Source organism: Pseudomonas sp. NCHU5216 (genome assembly GCF_052156495.1).
GTDB lineage: Bacteria > Pseudomonadota > Gammaproteobacteria > Pseudomonadales > Pseudomonadaceae > Aquipseudomonas.
The window spans coordinates 41176-52123 of sequence record NZ_JBQLIX010000024.1; the positions used below are offsets into that span (position 1 = coordinate 41176).

Here is a 10948-nt window from a genome sequence, read left to right on the forward strand (position 1 = left end):
TCTTCTCGCAGCCTGTGAATGCAGGCGGAGCCGGATCTGCACCCGGCCCCGCCGTCGGTCAGAACTTGAAGGTGTAGGAGGTGATCAGGCGGTTTTCCTGGTAGTCCGCACCCGACGCCGCGCCATTGCCGTAACGGGTCTTCACGTCGATGTTGCGCCACTCGAAGGCCACGTTCTTGAGCGGGCCACTCTGCACCACGTAGCCGAGGACGATGTTGCGCTCGCTCTCGACATTCTGATCCAGATCGTTGTTGCCGCGGTCGATACCGGTGCCGCGCAGGTAGCGGGTCATCAGTTTCAGCCCGGGCACGCCGTAGCTGGCGAAATCCAGGTCATAGCGCAGTTGCCAGGAGCTTTCGTTGGGCTTGACGAAGGCCACGGTGGACCAGTTCACCAGGTAGGGCTGCGGCGCGTAGCCGTTGAGGGTCGGGAAGGTGCTGTCGCCGAGCATGCGCTGGTAGCCGACGCCGATGGCGTGGGCGCCCTTGCGCAGGGTGGTCATCACGCCGTAGGAGCGGTTATCGATGTCACCATAGAGCGCCTTGCCGTCTTCGCGGTTGTCGAAGTAGCGCAGGTCGGTCTTCAAGCCGAAGCCGTTGCCCAGGTCGGCGTTGTAGGTGCCGCCGAGGTACTGCTGTTGGTAGATGTCTTCCAACTGACCGTAGAAGTAGGTGGCGGACAGTGCCGGGGTGAAGGCATAGGTGGCGCCGGCGAAGTTCAGGCCGTCGCTGCGGCGCTGGATGTTCGGGCCGTTGAACAGGTACATCTTCTCGCGGTTGGACGACTCACGGCTGCTGATCTCGGTGAAGCGGCCAGCGGTGAGGGTCAGCTTGTCCACCTCGCGCGACTCCAGCATGAAGCCGTGGTAGGTGGTGATCAGTTGCCGCGAGTCATCGTAGAAGGCCACCGGCAGTGTCGGGCGATGCTCGCCGATCTTCAGCTCGGTCTTGGAGTAGCGCATCTTGGCGGTCAGTGCGGCACGGCCGTAATCGCGCACCTGTTCGCCCTTGCTGTCATCGTAGGGAATGATGCTATCGGGCCCGCGACCACCGCCGCCATCGAGGCGATAGGCATATTGCGCGGATACGTCGAGACCGAATTGCACAGTGCCCTCGGTATATCCGGAAATGGCGCGGAAGTCGAAACCCTGAGTCCAACTGCCAATACGTGACTTGGGGGCGTCATGTTGTTTGAAGTCGCGGTCGATATAGAAGTTGCGCAAACCAAGACTGACTTGCCGATCATCGATGAAGTCCGCCTGGGCGGAAAGCGACGCGAACATGCCCATCAGGCCAACAGCACCAATGCTGCTGGCCAGCCAATTGTTCTGGAACATTGTTGTGATCCTTCGTTACTTGCGCAAAGCACAATGAGTGGGAGCAGATTAATTGGCAGGAAGGTGCAAATTTGGCAGTTAATCCGCAGTGTTGTTTTTATAACCACTGACTGCAAAAACGGTCGTAGCAAGGCACTGCCCTTGATAACTGGACAGTTGATTTCTTATTCAACGCTTACTGCATTTGCCAGAATGAATGATCCATTCACTCTGCATTCCGAAAGGCTTCGGAATTCCTGGAGCGGGTGAGCGAGGCCCACCCGCAAAACCTCAGCATGCCGAGCGCGACTGCTCACCCAGGCGGTGATAGGCGCGGTTGAAATACACCAGCCCGTCCTGGCTGTTGCCGTTACGAATACCCAGCACCTCGCAATAGAAGATGGTGTGCGAACCCACCTCATGGGCCTGGGTGATACGGCAATCGAAATTGACCAGGGCGCCGTCCAGCAGCGGTGCGCCGCTTTCCAGGGTGCTCCAGCGGGCCTTGGCGAAACGCTGCTCGGAATCCAGTTCGCGATTGGCGAACACGCCGGAGATGTCCTTCAACTCGGCGCTCAGCACGTTCACGCTGAGCACGCCGTTCTGTTTGAAGTGACCATTGGAGAAAGATGAACGATTCATGCACACCAGCAGCGTCGGCGGCTGGTCGGTGACGCTGCATACGGCCGAGGCGGTGAAGCCCCAGCGCCCGGCGGCGCCGTCGGTGGTGATGACTGAAACGGCGCCGCCCAACAGCGCCATGGCATTACGGAAACCTGTGGTGTCGACCATGATCTTGTCCTCTCAGATACCCAGCACCAGTTTTTTTGACTTGGCGCGCGAACAGCAGACCAGGATCTGGTCGTTGGCGGCCTTCTCGTCATCGGTGAGGTAGACGTCGCGGTGATCCGGCTCGCCTTCCAGCACGTCGCACAGGCAGGTGCCACAGACGCCCTGCTCGCAGGAGATCTCCACCTTGATGCCGACGGTGGCCAGGGCATCGATGATGGTCTGGCCTTCGGCGACCTGAACGCTCTTGCCGCTGCGCTGGGCGACCACCTCGAAGCTGTCGCCGGACGCATCCACTTCCACCTGGAAGTATTCGCGGTGGATGTGATCCTCGGCGTAGCCGGCCTGGCGTGCGCCTTCGATGACCCAGTCCATGAAGCCGGCAGGGCCGCACACGTAGACGTGCACGTCAGCGCCCGGCTGGCCGAGCACGGCCGGCAGGTCGAGCTTCTGCGCATCGCCTTCGTCATCGAAGTGGGTGCGCACGCAGGTGGCGAAGTCGGCGCTGGCCAGTTCGTCGAGGAAGGCAGAGCGCTGGCGCGAACGCCCGCAGTAGTGCAGCTCGAAGGGGCTGTCCTGGGCGGTCAGTTGGTGCGCCATGGCGATCATCGGGGTGATGCCGATACCACCGCCGATAAGGATCGAGCGGCTAGCGCCAGTGGCCAGGGGAAACAGGTTACGCGGCGCGCCGACGCTGACACTGGCACCTTCGGTGAGCAGCTCATGGACGGCCACTGAGCCACCGCGCGAAGCCGGGTCGCGCAGCACGCCGAGGCGATAGACGCTGGCGTTGGCCGGGTCACCGCACAGCGAATACTGGCGCACCAGGCCCGGCTTGAGGTGGATATCGACATGGGCACCGGCCTCGAAGGCCGGCAGATTGCTGCCCGTCGGATCGGCGAGGTCGAGGATCACCACGCCCTCGCCTTGTTCCTGCCGCTTGCGTACCACCAGGTTCAACACTTGCTCAGTCATAGCTGACCTTCCCGCACCCTTCGGGGTGCTGATTGTTCTCGTTCGTTACAGTCCGCAGCTCGCACGCGCGGCATTCTTTCTTTGTCCGCGGCGGCTGTTGGGCCGCAGCGGACGGGGTTCAACGCATAAACAGGCCGCCGTTCACGTCCCAGGTCGCCCCGGTGGTGAAGTAGGCTTCCGGGCGCGCCAATTGCACCACCAGGTCACCGAGAAAATCCGCATCGCCGAGGCGCTTCACCGGGATGTTGGCCAGCAGCCCGGCCATGCGCTCCGGCGGCACCGCCGCATGCACGGCGGGCGATTCGATGGGGCCAGGGGCGATGGCGTTGACCGTCACCCCGGCGCCGGCCAGCTCCTTGGCGAAGATCTTGGTCAGGGTGACGATGGCGCCCTTGGAGGCGGCGTAGTGCGCGCCGGTGGCGGTGCCGCCGTTCTGCCCGGCCAGCGAGGCCATGTTGATGATCCGCCCATAGCCGGCGCCGGCCATGTGCCCGCCGAACACCTGGCAACCGAGGAAGATGCTGCGGGTGTTGAGGCTCATGACCTGGTCGAACTCTTCCGGGCTGATCTGCATGACCGGCGTGGTGCGGGTCATCGCGGCGCTGTTGACCGCCACGTGCAGCGCGCCCCAGCGGGCCAGCACGGCGGCCAGCGCGGCCTCGAAGTCGGCCTTGCTGGCGACGTCGAGTCGCAGCGCCAGGCTGCGCTGACCGCTTGGATCGAGGTGGTCGGCGGCGGCCTGGGCATGCTCCAGCGTCAGGTCGGTGATCACCACCGCGTAACCGGCTGCGAACAGACGGTTGGCGATGGACAGACCGAGGCCCTGGGCGGCGCCGGTGACGAGGGCTACCTGAGTCATGACGGCGCCCTCACAGGATGTAGCCGATACCGGCAAGGGTATCGGTGGAGTTGATCAACTGGATCAGCTTGCGCTGGATCTTGAAGCAGTCACCGTCGCGCTTGAGCTGGAAGGTGACATCCGCGGTGTAGTGCTTGAGCACATCCTTGCGGAACTCGCGCAGGTTCTGCGCGCAGCGCACGGTGACCACGCCGTCTGCCTCGCCGAGCACGCGAAAGCGCGACAGGCTGCGTACGGTGCGGGCACGCGGGCTGGTGGAAATGGACTCGCCACCGATCAGGCGCTGCACGCGCAACTGGCGCATGTGGTGGTCGTCGTAGGCGTAGTTGAGGGTGTTCTCGAAGTCGGTCTCGTTGGGGTCGATGGGGATGATGTAAGTACCCTTGTCGGCCCACAGGTTCAGCCAGGCGTCGAACTCGCCGTGGTCGAGCATGTCCGCTTCCTGCCAGATGAAGGCGCTGACGTGGTTGAGCAGTTCAAGATTCATATTGGTTCTCTTCAAATAGGTGCGTGACGGGCCCCTCTCACCCACGCGGGCAGAGGGGCGCGGCGGCTCAGGCCGACATCATCTTTTTCCACTGCTGGTAGGCCGCGCGCATGCCGGTCTCGGCGCTCACGTCGCTGACCAGGCCGTCCGCGCTCGGCTTCTCGCCGGGCAGGCCGCGGTTGAGCATGATCCACAGGTCGCTGCCGGCCTGGGCGCCCTTCTGCACGCGTTCCCAGGCTTCGGAGTCGTCGGGCGTACCGAAGCCCATCGGGCCCTGGAAGTGTTCGTGCAGGCGCAGGCGGTAGCGGTTGGCCACGGCCGGGCCGCCGTCCATGGTGATCACCGCGTGGTGGATTTCGGTCTCGTTCACCGAGACCGGCTGCAGCACGCGGAAGAAGGCCATGGAACAGGCGACGTTGGGGAACAGGTTGAGGTTGAAGCCCGAACCGCCGACGGCGCGGACGATGCGGCGTACCTGCTGTTCCTCGATGCCTTCGTCACGCAGCTCCTGGGCCAGCGCCTCGAAACGCTCGGGGATCGGCTTGTCGAGGTCGGCTTCCAGATCCACCAGCTCGGGGATCATCACCATCACGCTGTGGCCGTTGCCGAGGTCTTCGACGTAGCCGGGGCCTTCGACGAAATCGAACAGCTCCAGGGTCTGCTCGTCCACCGAGGACAGGAACGACTTGTGCACCAGCGGGAAGTGGTAGGCGTCGGTGGTGTTCTCTAGCTGGATCTTCCAGTTGCCGGGGAAGCGGAAGCGATGCTCGCCGGACACCTTCACGCCGTAGCCGGCGCCCTGCTTCATGAACAGGTCGATCCACTTCTTCGCCGCGCCGAGGAAGTCTTCCAGCGGCTCGATGTCGTCCTTGAAGGTGGCGAAGATCATGCCGTTGTATTGCTCGACGCGCAGGCTCACCAGCGGCAGCTCACCCTTGTCCAGGCAGTCGGCGTAGCTCTCCGGGTGCGGCACGCCGCGCAGGCTGCCGTCGAGGGCGTAGCTCCAGCCGTGGTAGGGGCAGACGAAGCTGTTGGTCTTGCCTTTCTTGTGCTCGCAGACGGTGGCGCCACGGTGGCGGCAGCGGTTGAGCAGCACGTGCACGTCCTTCTTGCGGTCGCGCACCACGATCACCGGCTGCTTGCCGATGTAGGTGCTCTTGTAGCTGCCGTTGTCGGGAATCTCGCTGGCGTGCGCCACCCACACCCAGGTGCTGTAGAACACCTTCTCCAGCTCTTCGTCGAAGATGCGCGCGTCGGTGTACAGGGAGGTGTGCACGCGGTCGTGCAGCACCAGGTCGGCCGGCGAGCTGGCCAGGTTCACGGTTTCGATCAGATTGGTCACGGTCACTCCTCGTCGGCGCAGGTCACCGACTCATCAAAGTCATTCTTCGGTCTGCCCCGGCACGGGCAGGTGGGCATCGCTGTTCCAGGCATCGACCGGGCGACCGAACAGGTTTTCGGTCTGGAAATGGGCCATGCGCCAGACGCCTTGCTCTTCGCGAAAACGCACCGTCAGGCGCGCTGCGTTGAGGTGCGAGGCGCCGCTGGCGAAGGTGGAGGTCTGCAACATCACCCAACTGCCGCTGGCCTCGTCGCCCTCCACGCGGATCAGCTCCGAGCAGAGGAAATGCACGTTGAGGGCGAAGTGCGCCGGCTCGCTCATGTAGCCGGCGAACATGGCGCGGATCGCCTCGCGCCCCCGGTAGCCGCCGAAGCTCTTGGCGTACTTGGCACCCTTGCCTTCCCAGATGGCGTCGGCAGTGAACAGCCCGGCCAGCTCGTCCAGCGGGGTGCGTGCGTCGAGTGCGTCGCACAGCACCATGTAGCGGTTCATGCAGGCACGCACGGCGTTCTCGCTTTCCAGCTGGCGCAGGCGGGCTTCGAGGGATGGGCTCATGGCTCAGGCCCGCTGGATGATCAGTTCACGGCCGGTACGCGCTTCCACCTTGCAGTAGCGCCACAGCTTGTACGGGCCGCTGCCCACGGCGGTGGTGCGGAACAGGTTGCAGGCAGCGTGGACGGTTTCGATGTCCGGCACGTCGGCCAGCAGGTAGGTGGTCCAGGGGTAGCCGGTGGATGGGCCGACCATGCTCTGGTCGTCGTCCATGTTGCCGAATACCTTCACTCCGGGCAGGTCGTGGATGCCGTTCCACATGGCGCTGAACGCCGCCCAGACTTCCAGTTGCTCTTCACGCGGGGCGTCGAAGAAGTTCTGGTTGATGCCCATGCAAAACAGCACGCGCAAGGCTTTTTTCTCAGTCATCACAGTCACCGCTATTGAAGTTGTCGATTACAGGTAGCCGGGCGTCGGCTTGCCGCCGAAGAAGATCGCGCCGGCGTTCTGGTAGGTCATGTCGCCCATGAAGGCGTGCTGGGTGACCACCTGGGCGTCGTTGACGAAGCGCGCCAGCGGGCTCTGGCGGTACACGCCGGTCATGCCCGAGAGCATCTGCGCGGTGCGCGCCACTTCGGCGGCCACGCGGGTGGCGTGAGTCGAGGACAGGCGCAGCAGGTTGGTTTGCTCGACGCTCACCGCATCGCCGGCCAGCACGCTGGCCCAGGCGTTCTCCATGGCTTCGTAGAACCAGGCGCGAGCGGCGCGCAGTTCGGCTTCGGCCTTGGCCATCTGCATCTGCGCCAGCGGGCGGTCGGCCAGGGCTGGTGCGCCGGTGACGGAGAAACGGCCGCTGGCCATGTCGGCCAGGTAGTCCAGCGCGGCACGGGCGACACCGAGGCCGACCACGGACAGCACCTGAGTGGCGAAGGACAACGACGGATAACGGAACAGCGGCTCGTCGAGGTTGGCCGGGCCACCACGAACGAAGGTCCACTCCTCAGGCACCACCACGCCTTCGATCACTACGTCGTGGCTGCCGGTGCCGATCAGGCCGACCACATCCCAGGTCTCCTCGATCTTCACCTTCTCTCGCGGCATAACCGCGAGGCGCGGCAGGCCCAGGGTCTCGCCGTTCTTCGGGCTGATGCCGACGCCGATCAGGCTGGCCCCCATGCAGCCACTGGAAAACTTCCAACGGCCGTTGACCTTGAGGCCGCCGTCGACGAACTCCGCCGGCTGCGGCGGGAAGATGCCACCGGCGAAGACCACGTCAGGGCCAGTGGCATAGATCTGCTTGAGGGTTTCCAGCGGCAGCGCCGCCAGGTACACCGGATTCATGCCGAAGCTGGCGACCCAGCCGGCGGAGCCGTCGGCGGCGGAGATGTCCTCCACCATTTCGCAGAACTCCATGGGGCTGCGCTGCTCGCCGCCGAAGCGCGTGGGCACCAGCGCGCGATAGACGCCAAGCTCCTTGAAACGCTCGATCACGTCATGGGAGATGTAACGCTGCTGATCGAACTCCTCGCGGCGGGCGCGCTCGCGGATATCGGCCAGCAGCGTCTGAAAGGCTTCGTTCGCGGTGATCGGGGCAAGGCGCTGGTGATCCAGCTGGCTTAGGGAAGACATGGGCTTCTCCAGGATGGGCACGGTTATTGTTCGAGGCGCTGCAACAGCTCGCGGGCGACTGCCAGGAGCAGTTCGTCCGCGCCTTTGGCGGCGACCAGTTGTAGTCCTACCGGCAATTTCGAAGCGCCCTCGAAAGGGATGCTCAGGGCCGGGTGGCCAGTCAGGTTGAAAGGGCGTACGAAAGCGGTCATGCCGATCGCCGCGCGGGTGTCGGCGGCGTCTGCGACGAGCGCCGGGTAATCCGGCATGGTCGGCAGGGCGAGAATCGGGCACTGCGCCAGGGCAGCGTCCACCTCGGCGGTAAAGGCGGCGCGGCAACGTTCGGCCTCGGCCAGAGCGTCGTCGTGGGTGTCACGCGCAGCCAGCAACCGAGCGGCGACATCGGCGCCCACCAGGCCGGTTTCCAGCAGGTGCCCGCAGGCATTCCAGGTCTCGCGGTTGATCACCGCCAGGCCGGCGTCGTAGGCCGCCGGCATGCCTGGCAAGGGCGCCTCGTGCAGCTCGAAATCCGCAGCTTCGAGCACGGCATCCAGAGCGGCCTGCACCTCGGCATTAGCCTGCACCGGCACCACGCCGATGCGGATGCCGTTCACGCTCGGCAGCGCCTTGAAGGAAGGGTCGATGGCTTTCATCGCCGCGATCAGCGTGTCGATGTCGGCAGCGAAGGGGCCGACGCAATCCAGCGACGTCTGCGCCGGCATCACCCCGGCGCGACTGACGCGACCGAAGCTGGGCTTGAGACCGAATACACCGCAGCAAGCGGCGGGAATGCGCACCGAACCACCGGTGTCGGTGCCCAGGGAGAAATCGCACAGGCCGGCGGCCACGGCAGCGGCCGAACCACTGGAAGAGCCACCGGGAATGCGCCCGGGATAACGCGGGTTCTCCGCCGTGCCCGTCCAGGCATTGAGCCCGGTGGTGCCGAAGGCCAGCTCATGCAGGCTGGTCTTGCCGATCAGGTGGCAACCGGCGTCGAGCAGCGCCTGAACCACATCGGCATGGCGCTCGGCATCCGGCGCACGCTCGAGGGCACGACTGGAAGCACGGGTGGGATGACCAGCCACATCGATGGTGTCTTTCACCATCACACGGGGGCCTTGCCCACCGAGATCGAGTTTCTCGACCACTGTCGCCATCTGCTTCACCCATCACCGTTCTTGTTGGAGGTCAAAGCCGCCTCAGGGGGAGCGGCTCGCGTAAATCCAGAATCGGAAGAATTACGTGAATTGTCAATTGAATTATCAACCAGAAAACAATGGGTAGATTCGGTGCATTTTTGACACATCAAGCACCTTTACCGTGCAGTTTGGTAACAGTAAAAACCTGTAACTTTCATGCTTATCAATATATAAAATTCAATAAAATCATATAGTTAAACTACAAAAGAGATGAATTATCGTTTACCGATGACTTTCTTACGCATCAAGCCCGAATCATCAGGACGACCGATAATCGCACAGAAAATGCAGCATCAAAGCAGCCTTTAAAAGCCAATTTAAAGCTAATTTTCAAACCTAAAAAACACCTGAAAAATGCACCTCGAAGGCCTCCCAAAATGCGCCTCAAACCCTTTGTGAATCGGCCTTGAGGCGCTGGCAGACAGGCTCGCCATAACGGCTCCCTCAGGCCCGCCTCGCAGCACCGCTGCCTCTTCCCAGCCAAGCCAGGAACAGCCGTGCGCCATCTGCGCGCACGCCTTTCTGGCATGGGAGGTGCAAAACCGGCCTTGTCGGAGGGAAACCCACCGGCAGCGCCCACAGGCGCCAGAACAACAAGAAGACGACACGCCACTCGACCACCGGCCGCGATGCCGACAGCCGAATGGCCTCTGCCTCTCCAATAGCCTTGCAAACCTGGGAGTCCTCATGAATTTCAAACGAGCCCTGTCCGCCCTGCTGCTCAGCACCGCCTGTGCCTCCTTCGCGCAGGCCGAGGTGAAAGTCGGCGTCATCACCTCCTCCACCGGGCCCATCGCGCTGGTAGGACAGCCGCAGAAGAACTCCATACCGCTATTGCCCACCCAGGCCGGCGACCAACCGGTGAAGTACATCGCCCTGGATGACGGCAGCGACCCCACTGCCACGGTGAAGGCGCTGAAGAAGCTGATCAGCGAGGAAAACGTCGATGCCATCATCGGCCCGAGCGGTTCGCCCAATGCCATGGGCGTGATCCAGTTCGTCGCCGAAGCCGGCGTGCCGCTGCTGGCACCGGTGGGCACCGCCGCCGTGGTGCTGCCGATGACCGAGCAGAAGAAGTGGGTGTTCAAGACCACGCAGAACGACGACCTGATCGCCAAGGCCCTGGTCGAGGACATGCAGGCACGCGGGGTGAAGACGCTGGGCTTCATCGGCACCGCCGACCCCTACGGCGAGAACTGGTCGAAGGTGATGAGCGCACTGGCGGCCGAACACGGCATCAAGATGCTGGCCAACGAGCGCTTCCAGCGCCAGGACACCTCCGTCACCGGGCAGAGCCTGAAGGTGCTCGCCGCCCGCCCTGATGCAGTACTGGTAGCCGCACCGGGCAGCTCCGCAGTCCTGCCGCAGACCACCCTGTTCGACCAGGGCTATCGCGGCCAGATGTACCAGACCCACGGCGCCGCCCTGCCGGACTTCCTCAAGCTCGGCGGCAAGAAGGTCGAGGGCACCATCCTCGCCGCCAGCCTGATGCTGGTGCTCGAGCAGATACCCGACAGCCATCCTTCCAAAGCCATCGCCAGTGAATACGTGACGGCCTACGAGAAACTCAACGGCAGCAAGCCGGCCACCTTCGGTGCCAATACCTATGACGCCGGCCTGCTGCTGCAACGGGCCATTCCGCTGGCTGCCGCCAAAGCCGCGCCGGGCACGCCGGAGTTCCGCGCCGCCCTGCGCGACGCACTGGAGAGCACCCACGAGTTCGCCGCCACCCAGGGCGTCTACAACATGACGCCCGAGGATCACAGCGGCTTCGACGAACGTGGTCGCGAGTTGATCCAGGTGAAGAACGGCACCTGGACTCTGCTCGAGGGCAACTGATCGCAGGCACGGGTTCCCCGTAGGGTGGACAGCGCTTTTCTGT

The 10948-nt window shown here is 63.7% G+C and carries 11 protein-coding genes; 1 reads left to right on the top strand and 10 read right to left on the bottom strand.

Annotated features, from left to right (window positions below):
• Positions 1-58: 58 nt before the first annotated feature.
• From ACSVIK_RS16910 to ACSVIK_RS16955, 10 genes are all read right to left on the bottom strand, one after another.
• Positions 59-1336 carry an OprD family porin gene (locus ACSVIK_RS16910; protein ID WP_442445412.1) on the bottom strand — a complete coding sequence of 426 codons (1278 nt, stop codon included), beginning with the start codon at positions 1334-1336 and terminating at the stop codon, positions 59-61.
• A gap of 270 nt (positions 1337-1606) precedes the next feature.
• Positions 1607-2107, bottom strand: coding sequence for a flavin reductase (locus ACSVIK_RS16915; RefSeq protein ID WP_442445413.1), 501 nt, complete (start codon positions 2105-2107; stop codon positions 1607-1609).
• A 12-nt stretch (positions 2108-2119) separates the two neighbouring features.
• Positions 2120-3079, bottom strand: a complete 960-nt coding sequence (locus tag ACSVIK_RS16920; RefSeq protein WP_442445414.1) for a PDR/VanB family oxidoreductase — start codon at positions 3077-3079, stop codon at positions 2120-2122.
• Positions 3080-3197: 118 nt separating this feature from the next.
• On the bottom strand, positions 3198-3938 hold the full coding sequence (locus ACSVIK_RS16925; protein WP_442445415.1) for an SDR family NAD(P)-dependent oxidoreductase: 741 nt from the start codon (positions 3936-3938) through the stop codon (positions 3198-3200).
• A gap of 10 nt (positions 3939-3948) precedes the next feature.
• Entirely contained in the window at positions 3949-4425 is a 477-nt protein-coding gene (locus tag ACSVIK_RS16930; protein ID WP_442445416.1) for an aromatic-ring-hydroxylating dioxygenase subunit beta, read from the bottom strand.
• Positions 4426-4492: 67 nt separating this feature from the next.
• Complete coding sequence (locus tag ACSVIK_RS16935; RefSeq protein WP_442445417.1) at positions 4493-5767, bottom strand: aromatic ring-hydroxylating oxygenase subunit alpha; 1275 nt, start codon at positions 5765-5767, stop codon at positions 4493-4495.
• Positions 5768-5806: 39 nt separating this feature from the next.
• Positions 5807-6322 (bottom strand): nuclear transport factor 2 family protein, encoded by a 516-nt coding sequence (locus ACSVIK_RS16940; protein ID WP_442445418.1) that lies wholly within the window; start codon positions 6320-6322, stop codon positions 5807-5809.
• A gap of 3 nt (positions 6323-6325) precedes the next feature.
• Positions 6326-6688 carry an IacB protein gene (locus tag ACSVIK_RS16945; RefSeq protein WP_442445419.1) on the bottom strand — a complete coding sequence of 121 codons (363 nt, stop codon included), beginning with the start codon at positions 6686-6688 and terminating at the stop codon, positions 6326-6328.
• A gap of 27 nt (positions 6689-6715) precedes the next feature.
• The gene (locus ACSVIK_RS16950; RefSeq protein WP_442445420.1) at positions 6716-7888 is read right to left on the bottom strand and encodes an acyl-CoA dehydrogenase family protein; all 1173 of its coding nucleotides are present in this window, start codon (positions 7886-7888) and stop codon (positions 6716-6718) included.
• 23 nt (positions 7889-7911) lie between these two features.
• Positions 7912-9024, bottom strand: a complete 1113-nt coding sequence (locus tag ACSVIK_RS16955) for an amidase (protein WP_442445421.1) — start codon at positions 9022-9024, stop codon at positions 7912-7914.
• Between the two features lie 729 nt (positions 9025-9753).
• Here ACSVIK_RS16955 and ACSVIK_RS16960 point away from each other — a divergent pair.
• Complete coding sequence (locus ACSVIK_RS16960; protein WP_442445422.1) at positions 9754-10905, top strand: ABC transporter substrate-binding protein; 1152 nt, start codon at positions 9754-9756, stop codon at positions 10903-10905.
• Positions 10906-10948 lie beyond the last annotated feature (43 nt).